Origin of the sequence: Staphylococcus sp. GDX8P54P, assembly GCF_017893165.1 — a bacterium.
Taxonomy (GTDB): domain Bacteria; phylum Bacillota; class Bacilli; order Staphylococcales; family Staphylococcaceae; genus Staphylococcus; species Staphylococcus borealis.
Map to the genome: position 1 here is coordinate 1 of NZ_JAESMM010000040.1, position 21054 is coordinate 21054.

19 protein-coding genes and 6 pseudogenes are annotated in these 21054 nt (G+C 31.5%); 8 read left to right on the top strand and 17 right to left on the bottom strand.

Annotation, left to right across the window (positions count from 1 at the left end; all coding sequences use genetic code 11):
* Positions 1 to 7: 7 nt before the first annotated feature.
* A complete protein-coding gene (locus KA909_RS11410; protein WP_348634713.1) occupies positions 8 to 472 on the top strand; it encodes a DUF1643 domain-containing protein in 465 nt (154 codons plus the stop codon).
* A 14-nt stretch (positions 473 to 486) separates the two neighbouring features.
* Positions 487 to 708, top strand: a complete 222-nt coding sequence (locus KA909_RS11415) for a hypothetical protein (protein ID WP_031914240.1) — start codon at positions 487 to 489, stop codon at positions 706 to 708.
* 72 nt (positions 709 to 780) lie between these two features.
* On the opposite strand, the pseudogene KA909_RS11420 reads toward KA909_RS11415, so the two are convergent.
* The 12 genes and pseudogenes from KA909_RS11420 to KA909_RS11475 all read right to left on the bottom strand — a co-directional run bounded on the left by KA909_RS11420 (position 781) and on the right by KA909_RS11475 (position 12903).
* A pseudogene (locus tag KA909_RS11420) lies at positions 781 to 3903 on the bottom strand (type I restriction endonuclease subunit R).
* Between the two features lie 78 nt (positions 3904 to 3981).
* Entirely contained in the window at positions 3982 to 5061 is a 1080-nt protein-coding gene (locus tag KA909_RS11425; protein WP_210130237.1) for a restriction endonuclease subunit S, read from the bottom strand.
* Positions 5051 to 6564 (bottom strand): annotated as a pseudogene (locus KA909_RS11430) (class I SAM-dependent DNA methyltransferase). Before KA909_RS11430 ends, KA909_RS11425 begins: the two are co-directional and overlap by 11 nt.
* Positions 6565 to 6603: 39 nt before the next feature.
* Positions 6604 to 7080 (bottom strand): Pycsar system effector family protein, encoded by a 477-nt coding sequence (locus KA909_RS11435; RefSeq protein ID WP_070840127.1) that lies wholly within the window; start codon positions 7078 to 7080, stop codon positions 6604 to 6606.
* Positions 7081 to 7085: 5 nt separating this feature from the next.
* The gene (locus tag KA909_RS11440; protein ID WP_210130238.1) at positions 7086 to 8354 is read right to left on the bottom strand and encodes an adenylate/guanylate cyclase domain-containing protein; all 1269 of its coding nucleotides are present in this window, start codon (positions 8352 to 8354) and stop codon (positions 7086 to 7088) included.
* 182 nt (positions 8355 to 8536) lie between these two features.
* Entirely contained in the window at positions 8537 to 9175 is a 639-nt protein-coding gene (locus tag KA909_RS11445; protein ID WP_210130239.1) for a FusC family fusidic acid resistance EF-G-binding protein, read from the bottom strand.
* 317 nt (positions 9176 to 9492) lie between these two features.
* A complete protein-coding gene (locus KA909_RS11450; RefSeq protein ID WP_210130240.1) occupies positions 9493 to 9651 on the bottom strand; it encodes a hypothetical protein in 159 nt (52 codons plus the stop codon).
* Positions 9652 to 9760: 109 nt separating this feature from the next.
* Positions 9761 to 10225: a hypothetical protein gene (locus tag KA909_RS11455; RefSeq protein WP_233643603.1), complete on the bottom strand. Its 465-nt coding sequence runs from the start codon at positions 10223 to 10225 to the stop codon at positions 9761 to 9763.
* 81 nt (positions 10226 to 10306) lie between these two features.
* Positions 10307 to 10432 carry an integrase core domain-containing protein gene (locus KA909_RS13870; protein ID WP_107386115.1) on the bottom strand — a complete coding sequence of 42 codons (126 nt, stop codon included), beginning with the start codon at positions 10430 to 10432 and terminating at the stop codon, positions 10307 to 10309.
* A 566-nt stretch (positions 10433 to 10998) separates the two neighbouring features.
* Entirely contained in the window at positions 10999 to 11385 is a 387-nt protein-coding gene (locus KA909_RS11465; RefSeq protein ID WP_107386116.1) for a LysR family transcriptional regulator substrate-binding protein, read from the bottom strand.
* Between the two features lie 58 nt (positions 11386 to 11443).
* Positions 11444 to 12373, bottom strand: a pseudogene (locus tag KA909_RS11470) (IS3 family transposase).
* 122 nt (positions 12374 to 12495) lie between these two features.
* The gene (locus KA909_RS11475; protein ID WP_210130241.1) at positions 12496 to 12903 is read right to left on the bottom strand and encodes a TetR/AcrR family transcriptional regulator; all 408 of its coding nucleotides are present in this window, start codon (positions 12901 to 12903) and stop codon (positions 12496 to 12498) included.
* A gap of 140 nt (positions 12904 to 13043) precedes the next feature.
* On the opposite strand from KA909_RS11475, the pseudogene KA909_RS11480 reads away from it, so the two are divergent.
* Positions 13044 to 13175: pseudogene (locus KA909_RS11480) on the top strand (ATP-binding cassette domain-containing protein); the annotation flags it as partial.
* Positions 13176 to 13366: 191 nt separating this feature from the next.
* Here KA909_RS11480 and KA909_RS11485 read toward each other — a convergent pair.
* Positions 13367 to 13939, bottom strand: coding sequence for a TetR/AcrR family transcriptional regulator (locus tag KA909_RS11485; protein WP_031464113.1), 573 nt, complete (start codon positions 13937 to 13939; stop codon positions 13367 to 13369).
* Between the two features lie 30 nt (positions 13940 to 13969).
* A complete protein-coding gene (locus KA909_RS11490; RefSeq protein WP_210130242.1) occupies positions 13970 to 14755 on the bottom strand; it encodes an arylamine N-acetyltransferase in 786 nt (261 codons plus the stop codon).
* A 136-nt stretch (positions 14756 to 14891) separates the two neighbouring features.
* Between KA909_RS11490 and KA909_RS11495 the strand changes: the two genes are divergently transcribed.
* The 3 genes from KA909_RS11495 (at position 14892) to KA909_RS11505 (ending at position 17725) form a co-directional block, all read left to right on the top strand.
* Positions 14892 to 16301 (top strand): DHA2 family efflux MFS transporter permease subunit, encoded by a 1410-nt coding sequence (locus tag KA909_RS11495; RefSeq protein WP_210130243.1) that lies wholly within the window; start codon positions 14892 to 14894, stop codon positions 16299 to 16301.
* Between the two features lie 32 nt (positions 16302 to 16333).
* Entirely contained in the window at positions 16334 to 16705 is a 372-nt protein-coding gene (locus KA909_RS11500) for a DoxX family protein (RefSeq protein WP_023374382.1), read from the top strand.
* 66 nt (positions 16706 to 16771) lie between these two features.
* Positions 16772 to 17725: an amidohydrolase family protein gene (locus KA909_RS11505; protein ID WP_210130244.1), complete on the top strand. Its 954-nt coding sequence runs from the start codon at positions 16772 to 16774 to the stop codon at positions 17723 to 17725.
* A 392-nt stretch (positions 17726 to 18117) separates the two neighbouring features.
* Here the strand turns inward: KA909_RS11505 and KA909_RS13570 are convergent, their stop codons facing one another.
* The 3 genes from KA909_RS13570 to KA909_RS13580 all read right to left on the bottom strand — a co-directional run bounded on the left by KA909_RS13570 (position 18118) and on the right by KA909_RS13580 (position 19072).
* A complete protein-coding gene (locus KA909_RS13570) occupies positions 18118 to 18279 on the bottom strand; it encodes a hypothetical protein (RefSeq protein ID WP_245339391.1) in 162 nt (53 codons plus the stop codon).
* Between the two features lie 142 nt (positions 18280 to 18421).
* Entirely contained in the window at positions 18422 to 18601 is a 180-nt protein-coding gene (locus KA909_RS13575; RefSeq protein ID WP_245339392.1) for a zinc-binding dehydrogenase, read from the bottom strand.
* Positions 18602 to 18796: 195 nt separating this feature from the next.
* Positions 18797 to 19072, bottom strand: coding sequence for an alcohol dehydrogenase catalytic domain-containing protein (locus KA909_RS13580; RefSeq protein WP_245339393.1), 276 nt, complete (start codon positions 19070 to 19072; stop codon positions 18797 to 18799).
* Positions 19073 to 19373: 301 nt separating this feature from the next.
* Here KA909_RS13580 and KA909_RS11515 point away from each other — a divergent pair.
* Both KA909_RS11515 and KA909_RS11520 read left to right on the top strand, forming a co-directional pair.
* Positions 19374 to 20690: pseudogene (locus KA909_RS11515) on the top strand (ISL3 family transposase).
* A gap of 42 nt (positions 20691 to 20732) precedes the next feature.
* Positions 20733 to 21054: pseudogene (locus tag KA909_RS11520) on the top strand (transposase); the annotation flags it as partial.

Here is a 21054-nt window from a genome sequence, read left to right on the forward strand (position 1 = left end):
TTATGCAATATTTGACGAAAAGAGAACTCACCGCTACTTACTAACAAAGACATGGGACGATAGTAAGAAGACTGCTACAGTCATCACAATGTATCCAAACTACGATGGTATTATAAACATCGATCTCACTACACAACTCATTATCAATCAACTATCACAACAAGATATTGGTACGGTACACTTTGTTAATCTTTATTCAAATATTACTACTCCTAAAAACCTAAAACACTTAAAAGAGGCTTATGATAAACACAGCGACATTCATATTATGAAAGCTGCTTCTGATAGCGATATCGTAATACTTGCTTGGGGTTCATATGCCAAAAAGCCGAATGTTCAAGCAAGGGTCGGGCAAGTATTTGAATTGCTTAAAGAGCATAAGAAGAAGGTTAAGAAACTTATTAATCCTGAAACAAATGAAATCATGCATCCACTCAATCCTAAAGCACGTCAAAAATGGACATTGAAATAAAAGGAGGATTATCTATGAACCATGATACTACACAATCAGACTGGCGAACAGTTACTAATTGTTTAGCATCACATGATTACGTTTCAATAGTAAAAGGACTAGTACATCATTTCGCAGCAATTGAAGATGAAGAAATATTGGATAATATCTATGATGATTTTATGAATGACGATACTATAACAACGGTACTTAACAATGATTTACAGATAATTATTAACTATTACCAATCAAAATGAAAATTATATTACTTACAATAAAAATAGAGCATCCCTCACTTTGCGGTGAAGGATGCTATGATTAATTTATTTTTATTGTTGGCTAGCCATTAGTTCTGCTTGTTCTACAACTTGTTCTACAGCCATTTTTTGAAGATCAGGTGGGTACCCATATTTCTTTAATAGTCGTCTTACTTGGACTCTCATTTTAGCCTTTGCACTCTCACGTTTTGACCAGTCTACACTCATATTATTCTTGACCGTTTTTGTTAATTCATGTGCAATAGCCCTTAATTCTTTATCCCCCATTGCTTCTTTTGCAGTTTCATGAGAGGCTAATGCATCATAAAAAGCAATTTCCTCTGTGCTTAGACCTAAGTCTTTTCCTCTTTGTTTTTCTTGATTTATTTCTTTCGCCATTTGAATCAATTCTTCTATGACTTTTGAAGCTTCAATAGAACGGTTATTGTATTTTTGTATTGATTTACTTAGCATCTCAGAAAATCTTTTAGATACTGTAGCATTTGTTTTCATTAATGACTTAACTTGTCCTTTAAGTAATTTGTTTAACAACTCAACTGCAACATTTTTTTGCTGTAGTCCTTCTACATCTTTTAAGAAATCATCTGACAATATTGAGATATCTGGGTTTTCAATTCCGAGTGTTTGATAAATATCTACAACTTCTTCAGTTACAACTGATTTTGAAATCAATTGATTTATTTCTGCTTCTATTTCAGCAGGTGTCTTTTTATGGCTGCTTCCTTCACTAGGTGGAGCTAATAATTTAACAAGTCCAGATTTCACGGCTTTTAAAAACGCAATTTCACTATTCAGTTCTTGAGCAGCTTCCTCTGTTGCACATAATGCAAATGCCTTAGAAAGCTCTGTCACTGTTGTCACAAATCGCTCTCGTTCTTTCTCACCTAATCCAATGATATAATCCATCGTATTTGAGATAACATTATAGCGATTTAATTGATCTTCTGACTCAAAATCAGAATAGTCATGATTATATAGCATATCTTGAATGATATCGTATTTCATTAACATTAGTTCTAGCGCTTTATCTGTATCAATACCTGTTTGTTCTCTATCAGAGTCTGTATACTCTTTTAATGCTTCCTTCAGACTTTCAGCGATACCTACATAGTCAACAATTAAGCCACCAGGTTTGTCTTTAAACACTCTATTAACACGTGCAATAGCTTGCATTAAATTATGACCTTTCATCGGTTTATCTATGTACATTGTATGCATTGAAGGTACATCAAATCCTGTTAATCACATGTCTCGCACAATTACGAGTTGCAATTCATCATTAACATCTTTCATACGATTCTCTAAAAGGTTTCTTCGCTTTTTCGGACCTATATGTTTTTGGAAGTTTTGCGGATCACTAGATGAACCTGTCATAACGACTTTGATAACACCTTTGTCATCATCATCAGAATGCCATTCAGGTTTAAGTCTTACAATTTCATCATATAAATCAACGGCAATACGACGACTCATTGTGACAATCATACCTTTACCCTTCATTGCCTTCTGTCTTGTTTCAAAGTGATTAATAATGTCAGTCGCTAAAGCATGTACACGTTGTTCAGCACCAGATAGAGCTTCTATACGTGACCACTTAGATTTCAATCGAGATTTAGTATCTTCTTCTTGGTCAGAAGTAATGGCATCATATGCTTCATCAATATCTAAATCGGTTGGTAAATTTAATGGAATAATACGACTTTCATAGTATATTTTAACCGTACTACCGTCTTCTACAGATTGTGTCATATCATATACATCAATATAATTTCCAAATACCATTTGCGTATTTTTATCTGTCGAAGATACAGGTGTTCCAGTAAAACCAACGAACGAAGCGTTAGGTAGAGCATCTCTTAAATATTTTGCATATCCATATTTAATACCTTCACCTTTTTCATCGTAAGTTGCTTTGAAGCCATATTGTGTGCGGTGTGCCTCGTCTGCCATTACTACTACATTTTTACGTTCTGTTAATGCATCCATTGTCACTTGACCTTCGTCAGGTTCGAATTTCTGCATAGTTGTAAATACGATACCACCTGATTCTACTGATAATAATTCTTTTAATTCTTTTCGTGATTCAGCTTGTTTAGGTGTCTGCCTTAATAATCCTTTACCTGAGCGTCCTTTGGACTTAACAAAAGTACCATACAATTGATTGTCTAAGTCATTACGGTCTGTTACGACCACTAATGTTGGATTATTTAATTTTTGAATTAACTTTCCTGAGAAGAAGACCATTGTCAAACTCTTACCAGAACCTTGTGTGTGCCAAATAACGCCACCCTTGCCGTCTCCATGTTCAGATGTTGCTTCCATAGCACGATCAACAGCTTTATTCACTGCATAGTATTGATGGTATGCAGCTAATATTTTAACTATATGTCCTTTACTGTCATCTTGGAACAAAACAAAATGACGTATTAAATCTAATAGTACTTCTTTATTTAACATACCGTGAATTAATATATCTAAACTACGAAACGTTGATGAATCTTCAGTTTTTCCATCTTTGGTACGCCAAGTCATAAAACGGTCATAATCAGCAGTTAAAGAACCTGCTTTTGTATTAACACCATCACTCGTTACTAATACTGCATTATGATTAAATAATTGTGGAATTCTCATTTTATACGTTTCTAACTGATGATACCCGTCTTCAATACCAACAGATTCATTTGTAGAATTTTTCAGTTCAATTACCACTACCGGTAATCCATTTATGAATAACACAATATCAGGTCGCTTTTTATAATCTCCATTCACCACAGTTAATTGATTAACCGCTAAGAAATCATTATTTCCCGGGTTATCAAAGTCGAATACATATACCAAATCATTAATCGTCTCACCGACATCATTATAGTGTTCAACCTCAATACCATTTGTAATCATTTCATGGAAAGAACGGTTATTCTCTAATAAACTAGGAGACTTCTCAATAGTAATTTCACGTATAGCCTGTTCAATCGCATTATTGTTTAATTCAGGATTAATACGTCTTAAAGCTGCTTCTAAACGATCATCAAGCACAACATCTTTGTCGCTCTCCCGTTCATTCATAATCCCATTTTCACCACTATCTCGACCATTCTTAACAGAATAACCAAGACCCTCAAACCACTTCAATGCAACCTGTTCTAAATCATCTTCACTAAATTGAAAGCTCATCTTCCATCACCTCAATGTCATCAGGTATCTCAATTTCACCTGACATTAATTTTGGTAGTAATGTGTCACGGAGTTGGATTAATTTTTGGTTTTCATCTTCACAATTATTTTTTTGTTAAATAAACAGCTAACTTTACTATTAAATAGATCTATTATATTCGTATCAGGAGTTAAGTAAATAAGATCCTTTATGTTAGCAATAGTAATTTGAGGCTGTGCTGATCCTGTTGAATAGCGTTTAAAATCATTATATTTATAAAGTTCCTTAAAATAGTAAAAATAATTTTTTTTCTTTTCATCGAGAACAATTGAGTTATTTGTAACAAATGATTTTTCTTTAGAAATATGAATTTTTCCTGAAGCTGCACCCCGACAAGAAATTAGAATTTTTGGAGTTTCATACATATAACTTGAGTAATAACCAATAATACCATTTCCACCAAAAACCGGATAACCAGTATTCAATATTTTTTTAATCGGTAAATTCTTACCATAATTTATTTTAAAAATATCGTTCAATTTTTGAATTTCCCAACTCAGAGGTATCTCTCCCAATTCACTATCAATCATCTCTCCACCGCTTGATTTGTATGGATTTCCATTTTTATCTGGGAATTCAAAATCAACAAACCAACGTTTGAATAATGTTTGAGAAAGTTCTTCAAGGTTTGCTATGATTTTTTGGTTTAGCTCAATTTTTTTATCTAAATTAGATAATATTGTTCCAATATTTTTTTGTTGCTTTTCATTAGGTATATTTACAATAAAATTTTCTAAAGTTTTTTTGTTTACAGAACTAAAAATAGTTCCTGTTGCTTGAGATTCCAATTCATTAATTTTTGACTTTAATAAATAAAATAAAAATTCTTGATTATTATTTATTGATCTTATTGCACATAATCCCCGACCAATACATAGATCGACAGGTGCTATATTTATATCTCCCACCGGAGCCCTAACTGAAAATAGAATATCATTAGCATTAACTAATTTAGTAACTTTTTTTGTATAAGTATCAATAACTGGATAAATGTGATGAAAAGTTCTATTTCCTTGTAAAAATGGTGTACCATCAATTTCACTATAAAATTCTGATTTAGGAGATTGCCCCATAGTTATAATAGATATCTCACTTAATTTAACCTTTTTAAACTCCATAACCTAAACCCTCCAATGATTTTCGGATTTGGTCTTCGAGTTCTTTTGATTTCGCAAATTGTTCGCTCAAATCTGCTGTGATTCTTTCCATTTTCTGTTCAAATGGTTCTGAATCTTCTTCTACTTCTGCTAAGCCTACATAACGTCCTGGTGTTAAGATATATTCATTGTTTTTTATTTCTTCTGTCTTTGCTACTTTACAGAAGCCTGCTTTGTCTTCATATTGATTATCGTTTGTACCACGCCATGAGTGATATACATTTGCTATATCTTTTATTTCATCATCTGAGAATTCTTTTAATGTTCTTGATACCAAGCTTCCTATATTTCTAGCATCTATAAATAGTACTTCTCCACGTCGCTCATTTTTACCGTTTTTAGATTTGTTTTTTGACAGGAACCATAGACATACAGGGATAGGTGTAGAATAGAATAATTGTCCTGGTAAAGTGACTATACATTCAACTAAGTCTTGTTCAATTAAGTTTTTACGTATTTCTAATTCATCTTTACCACTTGTAGACATTGAACCATTCGCTAATACAAATCCTGCAGTACCACTTGGTGCAAGTTTAGAAATCATATGTTCAATCCATGCATAGTTGGCGTTGCCTTTTGGAGGAATTCCAAATTTCCAGCGGTAATCATCTAATAATTTTTCTTGTCCCCAATCACTTGCATTGAATGGTGGATTAGCCAATATAAAATCAGCCTTCAAACCTTTATGTAAATCATTATGAAATGTGTCTGCATGATGATCACCTAAATCATTATCTATACCTCGAATAGCCAAATTCATTTTCGCTAATTTCCAAGTAGTTGGATTAGATTCTTGACCATAAACAGCAATATCATCTATGCGGCCTTGATGTCGTTCGATAAAATGTTCACTTTGTACAAACATTCCGCCCGACCCACAACAAGGGTCATAAATTCTACCTTGATAAGGTTCAATCATTTCAACAAGCAATTTAACTATTGAAGCTGGTGTATAGAATTCCCCAGCATTTTTCCCTCAGCGCTCGCAAATTTTGCGATAAAGTATTCATAAACACGCCCCAAGACATCTTGCTTTTTACTTTCAGTGTCTCCGACTTTGAAAGTAAATAAATCAATAATATCTCCTAATTTTTCCTTGTCTAAAGCAGGTCGTGCATAATCTTTAGGTAGCACGCCTTTTAAGGACTCATTTTCTCTTTCAATTGCTATCATCGCTTTATCAATAATTTGACCAATTTCTGGTTTCTTAGAATTGTCATTTATGTATTGCCATCTTGATTCTTTAGGAACCCAGAAAATATTCTCTGCTAAGTATTCATCTTTATCTTCTTCATCAGCATATTCATCATTCAATAATTCTTCATATTTTTCCTCAAAAGAATCAGAAACATATTTCAAAAATATAATACCTAATGCTACATTTTTATATTCTGCTGCATCCATACTGCCACGTAATTTATCTGCTGCTTGCCATAACTTTTCTTCGAATCCTATAGTTGCCATGATCTCTCAACTCTCCTTATTATATTTACTCTATAAAACTCAAGAATTTAGTACTCTAAAGATACTAGATAATAATAAACAAAAATATCCCCCTGCAGAAACAAAAAATATTATCCTGAGTATTTTATATTTTCTCGAAGCTGTTTTAGCTAAAAAGTAGTTTTGCTGAATTATCTTATCTTGGAGCGTTTCTTCTGTTTCTAATTTTATTTGATTAAGAAACTCTTCCTCTTTCAACCTATTCACATTATCCCAAAAAATAATTCCTTTTTCACTTTTATTATTTGTTCTCGGATATACCACATATGCTGCTAGCACAATTGAAATTACCAATGATATAAAACCTATAAAATTGAAAAACGATTGAGTATTATTAAAATTTATATTAATATTAGATAAATTAAACTTTAAAATAAATCCATTTATAGTTATAATAGCTAGCGCTTTAGCATCTGCAAATTTAATATAATCACTTAAATAACTTTGATGTAATTTTATAAATTCATCTTTTTTCATTTTGTTCAATCTTCTACTCCTAATTTTCTCACTTCTCTATCATTATCATTTATATAAATACCAAACCTATCCTTGCAAATTAATTTATCATTTTCGTCATATAAATAGCATTCCATAAAGTGTAATCCTGTATAAGCCGTTGCTTGATTACAATATTGGCATCCTTCATACTTAACCATTTCAAATTCTAATTCATTTAGCATTGTTGCCTCTTTCCCATAGTTTACTACTCTCCATTTAATATTATTGTAATTCAAATTCTCATTATAAATTTCTAATTTATATCTTAGACTCTTTCCTTTTTCTACTGCATTATTTCTCTCAATATATTCGTATTCATTCTGATTTTCATCAATAATCCAACATCGTATTTTAAAGTCTTCAGGAGAATAATATTGATTATTAATGGATGAATAAGGAGATAACATTGAAAAACTATCAAGATAATTTTCCCATTCAAATATTTCCATAGAATATCTACCATAATTACTTGTATCTAAAATATACCTTTTTTCAACAACCCTACCATCTCTCTTTTCAGTTTTTGTACTTCGAAATTCTTTTGGAATATCTAAGTATTTATTTATATTTTCTCCTATCATTATTTTATTTGAAGGTGCTTTGCTTTGTAATTTTGAAGCTAAATCAGTATGAATACTAGTAGAAGTTATCTCATTAATTCCATCAAGACCATACTTTGACCACAATACACTTTGATCATCACCAAAATCAATTCCAATTCTAATTTTTAAAGGTTCTAAGTTTTTATTTTCAAAAAAATCTTTTAGTGTTGTATCATTAAAGTATTGCATTAATGACGCTGCATTAATTGCGTTAATTATTGCATCGCTTTTTTTCATTTCTTGATGTCCAAAATATACAAGTACCGCGTCTCCTTGTATTCTATGTATATGACCATCAAATGCTCGAAATATTTCTATAGCACTGGATATTATCGCATTTTTATATAGCTTAACTTTATCCAAACTATATTTCAAAGCTAACTTTGTAGACCCAGATATATCTATAAAAAGGGAGCAAATATACTGATATTCAATAGTATTTTCTATTTTTAAAAAATCAGGATGTGTTCCTATACTTTCAGAAAATATTTCCCCCTTTTTTCCAAACAACTCTCTTATCTCTTGAACCATAGGAAGATAACTATTTTTTTCATTATTATTTCTTATTTCATAAGATTTACTAGTGTAATTTTGTAATTTTGTAATATTATTTTTAAATAAATTATCAAAAATCTTTTTGTGATTGTCCATTCTATAACCCCTTATTTATTAAATTGTTATAAACCTCAAATGTTCTGATACGTTCAAAATCCCTTTATGAAGCGGCTGAAAAAACCGCATCATTTGTGATACGCTTCTGCGTATCGGTTAAGAGTAAGGTACAAAATATAACAACCCTGATCATTAGTTCTAAAGATCAGGGCTGTTTGGATCTATTTTGTTTTAACAATAAATTCGTAAAGATTATTTATATCATCTAGGTTCTGATTACATTTAAAACTGTCATAACAAATGTAATCTCCTTTTTTAGTATAAGTTCCACTACTCTTATTATGTTTAGTTTTATTGAGAAAGAGTGATGTATCAGATTCCTGATTACAAATTTTACAGAATCCTTTTACTTTATTTGATGAAATTTCGCCATATATACCTTCGAATTTATCATCTAAATTTTTATAAACGATATATTTTCGGTTAGAAGAATTATCATTCCATCCTAAATATGAAATTTCTTTTGTATCAATTAAATTTATATCTGGTCTCTTTAATTTTTTTACTTTACGAAAAATTTTCTCCAGTTGACTTGATGAAGGTATTTCAAAATCTTGGATGTACACTTTTAATTCATTTAAAAGATGTTCTGCTTTTTTCTTAGTTAATTTTACATCGTCAATCGATGTAATAAAGTCCGAGATATCAATATCTTTTTCTTTAAAGATATCATTAATTTCATTTAGTAAAAAATCTTTTTGTGTTTTATGGGAATTCATATCGTTTGTACGATATAACTTAATCAATTGATATACTAACTGCTTTACTTTAACAAACTTATACACTTCTATTTTATTCATTTCATATTCCTCCATTTTTGTTGAAGTACTTTGTGAAATGAATGCTATTCATAACTAAGTACTTCTTATCTTTGAGTTAGAGTACTATAGCGTATGATGTATGACATATTTATATGTCGCATTATAATCAGCTCCTATAAAAATCTTCCATACTATCTTAGCAGATGATTTTATAAAAGTGAATAAATACCCCTTAAAATATCTAGTGGCATATTTATACTTATATTATATTCAGTAACTGCTCTTTTACTTATTTCAGCATCCGAATCAAGATTTATCACTTCAAACTCTAGTATCTAACTGGATATAAATGAAATTCAACAGTTACTCCCGCTTCTGTTAATGCTCATTGTCTTATCTCGAAACGGATCAAGTGATCCGACTGTCGTATGTGTAGATGGTAAATCACTAAAGTCTGTTTCAAGAATTGGTACTGCATACTTCGGTGTATCTCCTTCAACACCTCTAAGATACATAGACCATGCAAACTAATTCAATTCTTTACTCCATACTCTCTTATCATTAAATTCATTACTTGATTATGTTATACATACATTATTGCAATATTGCTTCATCCACTATTTATCATTCCCAATCTTTATTACATAATTCTTTAGCGATTTGTTCGGTGGTTAAGTAATCCCTATTCAAAATTTCATTCACATTAAAATACTTAACTCCCATCGATCCACCTTTAGATGTTTTCTTGTAGTCTGTCTCTATAAAATCTTCAATTAAGTAATAATAATGTGGTTCATCTAATAAATTAGTCCACTTTTCTTTCCCAAGCACCATTATTTTATTTTTAACTATTTCATACTCATCAGTCGATAACTCAGTACCTACAGGATAAACTGTCTTCAAGGATAATGAGCCCTCATTTATTTCCGTCACTATTACTTTGTCTACTTTTCCGATAGCTTTTATTGCTTTGTCTTTATATAGCCCGATGTATTTTATCGGCTTGAAACTGTAACCTCTTTTTTCAGCAGGATGAAAGTAAATATTATGTTTAATGTTATCATCAAATGAGCTACCTGAAAGACACATTCCACATATAAGCTCTTACACACTTTTGAGTGAGAGACATTTTTGTCCTTAACTTATTTATTGTAGAATGTCAACAGTTTCTTAGACACTTTTCATGTGTAGATCTTTAAACGCCACTTGCGTTAAATACTGTAATGAAGAATGTGGTCTAAAATTGTTGTACCAATTTACATAATCACTTCTAACATATCGATAAATGCCATTCATTACATTCCTGTATCTCAATTAGATTGTGACCTTTTCTAACTATTCTCTCACAATTTTTATTATTTCTATTGTTTGAAAATTCTACAATAATATTTCATATATTTGAGATTCAGAAAAAAATTGACATTGTAAACGATTAATAGTGCAAATATCGATACTTTACTTTTAAATTAAAGCGAATTATTAGAAATCCCCATGTTCGTTAATCAGCGCTCGTTTTTATAGCTCTTATCGGCGTGTCATTATTATATATTTGTTATTTAATAGTCCTATCATACACCATTAAAATAGTTTTACAATTTGAGATAATCGATTTTTTTGAGATTTTTTATAAATACACATCGCTTCCCTAGATAATGATAAATTTTCAATTTAAAAAAACTCTATACTATCTAATTTTTCTATTAGCAACTCCGAAACAATCGACACACCTTGCTCATATTTAACACTTTCTAAAATACTTTTTTGGGGCCCTATTTCTAATATTTCTTCAAATTCAAAAGCACTTTGAATTTGTTTTAGTTCTTTTAAAATAAAGTGATATAGAGAAGATTGTTCTAATTTTATTATAAAGGTTTCTTTAAGTCATTCCATGCAATGGGTGATTGTGACCAATATGCTTTTGATGCAACGAGTTGTAATTGATCTTTATAAATGACTTTCTTCATGAAATTGTGAGCATCGATTTTAATGTAGTTAGAAACAAAAGCAATATCTATTTGGTCTGATGCTAACTTACTCATAATTTCACTTGAACTTCCCATGATCAATTTAATTTTAAAATTATTATTTTTTTGATAAATATCATTAGTCAACTTTGGTAATAACCTTTTTCCGTACAATGGTGTTGCCCCAATAATAACTTTTGTAGTTTGTTGTGTTTCATTTTGGTCTAGTACTTCAATTGCTTGATTATACAAAGTAACGATTTCTTTTGCATATTTATAAAACAACTCACCATCATGCGGGTACTGAACCCCTAAAGTGGGAACTTAATAAAAAAACAATATTCTAGGCTGCTAATTCTCTGTATTTTACAGGGGCTAAGTAGCCTAGCTTTTGTTGAATTCGATTATTATTATAGTTTTTAATGTAATTTTCAACAATATCAATTACAATTTGATTCAATGTATCATTTACTAAGCTTTGATCCTGTTTGTTATCTATTTTATATGCAACAATTTCTCCGTTATAAAGATCCATAATTGAAGATAAATACAACATGGGGTTACCGAAAGATAAATAAGTAATATTTGTTGTTAATACTTCCATTGGTTGACTTGCTTTAAATTGTCTTTGTAATAAATTATCTGTTTTATAACAAGGTTTACCAATGCTTTTAGTCTTTTTAGGTCTAACTCGACAATTTAAATCATTCTTCTGCATGATTCTCTGAATTCTTTTATGATTAACTGCTACTGAAGACAATTGATTAATCAAGGTTGTAATTTTTCGATAACCATAGATGTATTGGTTGTCTTTACACAATTGAATGATTTTTTGCTTCAAGTCATCATTTTTATAGTTCTTGTGTTCCCATCTATAATATGTCAGTTCAGGTATTTCTAAAACATCAAGTATTATTTTTACTGAATACTTATGCTTTAATTGATCAACTAATTTTACGATTACTTTTGGTACCCCTTCCTTTCCAATTCTTTTTACTTTTTTAAAATATCTATTTCAATATCTTTTCTATTATTCTCTAATTTTAATTCTTCAACTTCTGAGAGTTCTTCAAGTTCTTTACCATAAGTATATTGCTTACCGACTTGTTGAGAAAATCTATAAGTTTCCCCATTTCGATACCATCTCCACCATGTTTCCACCTGTGTTCTATTTCTAATATTTAATGTTTCTATAATTTTTTTATCGAATAACCAGATTTTTTCATCTCAATAGTTTTATACTTGTTTTTAATGAATAAGACACTCTTTTCATAGAAAAAACACCTCCGTATGATTCATTTTAAATGAATTCAACGAAAGTGTTTTTATATTATTCCCATTATTTGGGGGCCAGTGTCATATAATTAAAAATTATTTTTCCTTATTTGTAAGTGCCTAAGTATTCATAATAGGCACTAAACGAACTTCAATGTTTTGTTGTAAATTCTTTTTCATGGCTTGGTGGACAATATAAACGCCATTATCTCTTAACAATAAAAGTAATAATTCTCCTTCATTAATCCAAAAGTTTAACGCGTATTCAAAGAATTGACGTCGTTCCTCAAATTGAATTTGTGTCAATTGACGCTTCCCTTTTTTCATCATGACTTTTTGATATTGAAATAAAAAGTCATCTTTATCTCTATAGTGTTGATAAAATGTTCCCCTACTAATGCCACTTTCATCACAAATATCTTTAATACTAATGTCATCATAAGATTTAACATTTAGTAGTGTAATCATACTTTTTTCAATTTTGGTTAATATTTTATACACACGTTTATCCATGGTTTCTTCGTTCATTTGTGTCGCCTCCATAACATTATTGAACATTTATATCTCATGTGCCTGATTATTTCAAATTGATGCATGCAATTGTCGAAAATTGATTTATATTGAATATACAGTAATTAAACAGAGTGTCAAATAAGGAGGTACACAGCATGATGCAGACGATTGCTTCACTCAAAGACGCAGTAAAATCCTATGATAAACATAAAGTTTTAGACCAAATCAGTCTAGACATTAACGAAGGCGAACTTTTGGGACTAATAGGACCTAGTGGTTCAGGTAAGATGTTCTTATTCTTCTTATCTCTATTATTTTAATTATCATTTTAAATATCATCGGACTTAAGCGTTATCGCAAAGTTTAACAATCTATCATACGACTTATAAAAATTGTAGCCTGGGACATAAATTAATGTCTCAGGCTACAATTAAATTTAAGGGCTATCTATATTTCTGTTTCACTCAGAAGCTTTTGTCTATCCTATAAATATATCTAATAAACGGCTTAAAAATTGGTCTTTAGTCAGTTGTTGATCGTGTTTGGCAAAGTAATAGAAATCTGATGAAAATGAGTTTAGCATCAAATTAATCTTAAACTCTAAATCTTGGGTCTGTTGCTGACTAGTGAACTGGTCTTTAATCAATTCTTTCAGTTGTTCATAAAACGGAATATTAATCATTGACTGATGTTGAGAATTTGATTTCTCAATAAAATTTAGGACATTAAAGTTTGCCTCTTTTAAATCTAAATAAATAGATAAAATACCATATATTTTATCCCTCACAGACGCATCTTGATGCTGATGAAGGAACGTATCCATTTCATCAAACATATCATGAACCTTTTCATCCATCATCGCTTGGCATAGTAACGATTTACTTTCAAAGTGACGATATAAAGTGCCTACACCCACGCCAGCTTTCTTCGCGATTTCCGACATATTCATCTCACTAATATCTTCACCCTGTGCTAATAATTGGGTCGTTGTCTGTAAGATGATTGCTTTGTTATGCGTTGCATCACTACGTTTTTTCCGTTGATTGGTCATCTTATCCCCTTCCAAATGATGTGCTCCCTTTTATGGTTCTAATCTATTAATTTTAACATCTAAATTGAATTCTTCTTTTAAAAATTGACGATAATTTTCACTTGTCACATCATATTTTTCTTTATCTCTTTGTTTCGTTAACGTTAAATTATTTTGAGACATTGTCGCACGACCATATGATTTAGGCATTGTAACGAGCAAACGTTTAACGAATGTAGAATTAGGATTAGTTTGATTGTATTCGATATTGTAATCAAAATCATGAATGTCTCTAGGTTCTAATTGTGCTTCGTATTCTGTATCCCACTCATTGTCTTTCCATTTTTGAATGTAGAATAAGTTATCGTCTACATAAATCGCACGATATTCACCGTTAATATCCTCAATGATTGCATCACTATCTTGATTATTAATTGGAATAGCACTTATTGGCAAGTCACCATAACCGACATCAGCGACATAATTGACACCATCAATTGGCACGATTAATGACATATGAGAGCCTTTAAGACTACGTCCGCCCCCTGGTGTATGAATAGTTGCAGATACCATATTTGCTGTGAAGCCTTTTGCTTCTAAGTACACTTTGAAGAAGTGATTCATTTCATAACAGAAACCACCACGTTGGTGATTAACGATTTTTTCATAGATATCATCTACTTCTACTGATATTCTCACACCATTTTGAACATCTATATTTTCAAAAGGCACTGTTAACATATATCGTTTTAAATAATAATTTAATGCTTCTAAGCTTGGTTCATTATATTTATTTGGATTTATATTTAAATATTTTTCAAGACCTTCAATATTCATTACTAAGCATCTCCTTTTTACTTTTTTCGTTTTTTAACACTATCTATATTATATTGAATTCATAAATTTGACAAACGGAACGCATTCCGAATAAAATAAGTGATAGTTGATTCCATTTAAGAAAAGAGGTGAAATTATGACTCAGACACAACCATCACATTTAAATATAAAACAACGTAATTTAATGATTGCGGTCATGATGATTGGTGCTTTCATCGGTGTGTTAAACCAAACGTTACTTACAACGATATTGCCAGAGGTCATGAAGGACTTTGCGATATCAAGTAGTACGGCACAGTGGTTAACGACCATCTTTATGTTAGTGAACGGTATTATGATTCCTGTCACAGCCTACTTAATTGAGAGATTTTCATTACGTACACTATTCTTTACGGCTGCGACCTGTTTAATACTTGGTTCTTTAATCTGTATGTTGGGTGTTAATTTCCCATTATTATTAGTGGGCCGTAGTATTCAAGCGTTAGGTGCAGGTATTTTAATGCCATTATCTCAAACACTATTATTCATTATTTTTCCTGTTGAAAAACGTGGTATGGCAATGGGTATCTTCGGTCTTGTCATAGGCTTTGCACCTGCGATTGGTCCTACAGCAGCAGGTTGGTTCATCCACCTATTCGATTGGCGCTATCTATTTTTAGTCGTGCTCTTAATTAGTGTGGTTGACGCTATTTTCGGCTTTTTATATTTGAAAAATATTACCGAGACACAACAACCTTCGTTAGACATCTTGTCAGTCATCATGTCTACATTAGGATTTGGTGGTTTACTTTACGGCTTTAGTTCAGCCGGTAACCTGGGTTGGTCGCATCCATCCGTTTACGTGACGATCATCATTTCCATCATTATACTTGCGCTATTTATACGTCGTCAGTTGAAACTACCTTCACCGTTACTCGAATTTAGAGTATTTAAATACCGTAGTTTCACCATTTCGATGACTTTAATTGTATTAATGTTTGTACTCTTTATCGGTAATTTGACCATTTTACCTATATACATGCAAACCATGATGCATTGGTCACCTTTAGAATCTGGTCTCATCTTATTACCTGGTGGACTCGTCATGGGCTTGTTGTCGCCTGTTACTGGTAAATTATACGACCGTGTTGGCGGCCGAAGTTTAAGTATCACTGGCATGTTATTGATTATGATAGGTGCCTTATTCATGGCACAGTTCAATCCACAGACATCAGCATTGTATGTCATTGTGACATTCTCAATCTTGATGTTAGGTAATTCTATGATTATGACACCAATGACTACACAAGCATTAAACGCTTTACCTATATCCTTGATTGCGCATGGAACGGCAATGAATAATACAATTCGCCAAATTTCAGCAGCTATCGGTACAGGTATACTTGTAACACTCATGACTGGTTTCGGTCACCTTTCACTATTACACGGTGCAGCCGGTCTTATCCATGGTCTAGATATAACATTTTATATCGTTGCCTTTGTAGCACTGATAGGTGCATTCATTGCACTTTTCTCAGAAAAAAGACAATCAAATACAACACACTAATCTTTAATATTATTTAATAGGAGGTGTTAAGCATGTTACTAAGACATGTTATTAACGCATATGTAGGAAAAGAAATTTTTAAAAGTAGTTTACCAAAAGTAAAAAATGACGATGCTATGGCACAACAATTTAAAGAAGGATTCGGATTATCACGTCGTTCAATGCGATTAGCAGGATTATTCGAATTTGTAGGTTCTATCTTTTTATTTAGTTCAATTTTAGGCAAACTTGGCCAAAAATTAGTCGTTGTGGGCACTTTAATGATTAACATCGTGATGGGTACAGCAATCTACAATCACTATAAAGCAGGACATGGTCACCAAGGTGCCAAAGCCGCTTCTAAATTCTTTATGTTAAATGTTCTTAGCTTAATCGAAGTTTTAAGTTTAAATCGTCGTCAATAAAAGATTATATTTTTTAAAACTGGATAAATATTTAATATAGTCATTTAATTAAAGGAGGACAATCATATGTCAAATGCAAAAGCGGTTGATACACATGCACATTTATGGAGCGAAGACTATTTAGAGAAATTAGGCAAATTAGGTAGTCAAGGTACAGAGGTTGCTAAAGGGATTAATCAATCTGCCTCTAAAGAAGATTTAGACAAGCGCTTTAAAATGATGGACGATGCTGGCGTTGATATGCAAATCATTTCTGCTACACCACAATCACCACAATGGGGTACAAAAGAAGAAGCACATCAAAGTGCACAAGAGATTAACGATTTATATGAATCATTGATTCAACAATATCCAGACCGTTTCTTAGCATATGGTGCAGTATCTCTTCCATATGTCGATCAAGCTATTAAAGAAGCGCAAGAACTACTTAAAAAAGATGCCTTTGTAGGTATTGCGATTCCAACTATTGTGAAAGATAAATTGTCAGTTGCCGACAAACAATTCGAACCTTTCTTCGAAGCTATGAACGAATTAAATGCAACACTTTATATTCATCCAACTGGTTGTGGTGCCCAAAGTCCACTCGTGAACGACTATCAATTAGAATGGGTGATTGGCGCACCATTAGAATCTACATTCATTACGTTACAATTAATTAAAAACGAGATTCCACAAAAATATCCAAATATCAAATTCCATATTTCACATTTAGGTGGTGCTTTACCATTCTTCATGACTCGTATTAAAGACAATTACGAAGACTGGAACGCCTTTAACATTGATCCATATGAAGTATTAAATCGTCAATTTTGGTATGATACTGCTAATTTCCATGAACCTTCTTTAATCAATACCATTGATACATTCGGTAAGGATAAGCTCATGATGGGGTCAGACTTCCCTTACTTCCAAGATGAGAAATATACACGTGGTGTAGACTATATTAAAAACAGTGATATTGATCCAGACACAATTGACGGTATTTTAAGAGGTAATGCAATTCAGCTCTTTAATATTTAATTTTATATTTCTACTACTACTTATTCATGTTAGCAATTTATAAGAAATGAAATTATTATTTGAGCTGTGTTAATTGTAGTTATGAGATTAAAAATGCTTGTTTTAATCTTATATACTTGATTAACAATAAAGGCTGTTGAAAAGACATATAGAACATAAACAATCTTTAAATTCCATGTAAATTAACTACGAAAATATACGAAAGTAAGTTCATATAAAGTTGGGCTCATAAGAGGTAAAGATATATATAAGAGCAGAACGGATAACTAGTAATTAGCTATCTGTTCTGCTCTTTTTTGTAATCTTTAAATGCTTTTTATTTAGAAATCACATATAAAATTGAGAATCTAAGTATTGAATTTAAAAAGTTGGAATTACTTTGGATATAGATATTAATAATACGGTTTAATAACTTTTCCAGAATTTGAATCTAAAATTGCTTGATTAATATATTCGAAGTCATAGAATTTAACTAATTTATTAAAATCAAATTGTCCTTGCTTATATAATTCAATTAATTGAGATATTTCAAATTGAGCAATCGCATCACTCATCAATACACCTTAATAGACTTATTTTGGAGTACTAAATCTGTAAAGCTATTCATTTCTAATTTATTTTGTGTTACAACTATAGAGGCCATTACTCCTTGCGTACCAAGAACATCTATAGCAGACTACATAACAGTTAAAACTCCTATTTTGTCAACAAAAAACTCACCCCTTTGCCATTAGTTATTTTATTTACTTCTTCAATTAAATCTTCATTAGAAATATTAATCACATGCGTGGCACCTAATTCCTTTGCAGTACTTAATCTGCGACCATGAATCTCTACAGCAATAACTTTTGTACAGCCTTGTGCTTTTGCTAACATTAATGCTGCTGAACTTACCGCACCAGTACCAAATACAACTATACTATCTCCAACTTTAGGTTTTAAGCCATTTACAATTGTTCAAGCTCCAGTTAAGAATCCACATCCTAAAGGGGCAACTAATCTTAAATCAATATCATTATCTATTTTAACTAAGTTTCTATAATTTGTAATTGTATGTGTAGAAAAAAAGCTTTACGTAAAGAAATTAGATACTGCTGTTCCATCTTGCTTTTTGAATGTGTATGTTCCGTCTATTCTAGCCCCACTCATATTTAATGTAGTCCAATTTATACAAGAAGAAGGATTCTCTGAATTGCAGTTTTCACATTCTCCCCAAGTATTGTAAGCCATTAAAACTTGATCTCCAACTTTAAAATTTGTAGCTTGCTCACCTACCTTTTCGATAATTCCTGCTCCTTCATGTCCTAATAGTGCTGGAAAAGAAAATTCTGCATCACCTATTCTCATTGCTTCGTCAGAGTGACAAATATATGAAACTACCACTTTAACAATAACTTACTCACTTTGTATATCTTGAAGTTCTAAATCTCCGAATTCATAATCCCCTTTAACTTTGTTAATAACTGCTGATTGTATTAACATAATATCATCGCTTTATCAATTAATATACATATTTTTAGGTTCTATACTAAATTGGACTGATGAAAATCAGTTCAATTTTTTTATGTCTTTAAGAATATAAAAATGGCGCAAATATCTCTATAATTGTAAGTGCCTTAAACCAACAATGAGGAGAGATATTGCGCCTATGACTGATTGTATATCAAAAATACTTGGAATTAAAGATAAAAATATTAAATTTGAAGACACATTAGATGAAAAAGTCTATAAAGGAGTGACCTGTTTATTCTTTTACGGTGAACTATCCTTTACACCTCCAAGGTGGGCATTATGTGGGTATAAAAATAAGGATTATTCAATCGTTAAAAATGGCAAGAAACAATCATGCATTACGCTTAATAAAATGAATGAAAGACCAGCTTATTTAGTATTAGCGAAGCAACGCTTTTATTGTAAATGTTGTGAGTCTCACTTTACTGCTAAAACAAATGTTGTTGATATGTACTGCTATATTGCTAACTCGACCAAGCTAGCGATTGTCGATAAAGCCACAGAAGTCCGTTCAGAGAAAGCCATCGCCCGTGATACATCTGTATCACCTACCACGGTCTCTAGATACATTGATATGATTGCGAATCAAATACATCAAACGCCTTAATCAATCCTCGCCCGAACACCTTATGATGGATGAATTTAAAAGAGTTAAAAATGTATTAGGGAGTATGAATTTTATTTACGCCGATGCGTTGACGCATCCTATTGTAGATATCGTAGAAGATCACCGTTCATTTTCGTTAAAACGATATTTTAATCGGTTTCCTTTAAAAGAACGTCAAAAAGTAAAAACCATTACGATTGATATGTATCCACCTTATATAAATTTGATTCGTAATATGTTTCCTAATGCACATATTATTATTGATCGCTTCCATATTGTACAATCTATTCATCGTGCGCTTAATATGGCACGTGTCAGTGCCATGAATGACCTAAAAAAAGCACATCGCCCAGATTACAATAAGTGTAAACGTTATTGGAAACTGGTCTTAAAACCTACGGAAAACTTAGAATCCTTTGAATATAAAAAAATAAGATTGTTTAAAGAATGGAAGACCGAAAAAGGTGTCGTCAAGCATATTTTAGCTTTAAACTCAACATTAGAACGTACTTACCACTATGTAAATCAACTACGCACCTGTATTAAAACGAATGACTTCTCGGCATTAGTGACAACTTTATCTATGATTGACTTATCACTGACTCATAAAAAATTTAAGCCAGTTGTAGGGACTTTACGCAAGTACACTGATTTCATCAAAAACACCCTCACTTATACTAATCTGACCAACGGTCCAATTGAAGGCATTAACAATAAAATTAAATTAATTAAACGGGTATCTTATGGTTATAGAAATTACAATCACCTGCGCAATCGTATAATTTTGTGTTCTAAACTTTACGCATATAGACCAAAAAAGAGATTAAGCAATGTTTCGTTGCTTAATCTCTATAATTGAGGCCATCAGTCCAATTTGACAGAGAGCCTCAAAAATCTATCGCTAAGTCATGCTTAGTATCATCAATGACTGTGTCTAGAGTGATTAATCAAGCGGCAAGCGACATAGGTCAGTCTTCTTTTGATGCTCTACCTGAACACTTAATGATGGACGAATTTAAAAGTGTTAAAAATGTTATCGGAAAAATGAGTTTTATTTATGCAGATGCTGTATCGCACCACATCGTAGATGTGGTAGCGGATCGTAAGTTAAAATCGCTAAAAGATCATTTTTATCGCTATTCTTTGAAACTCAGACAAAAAGTCAAAACAGTAACGATTGATATGTATAAACCATATATGTCACTAATCA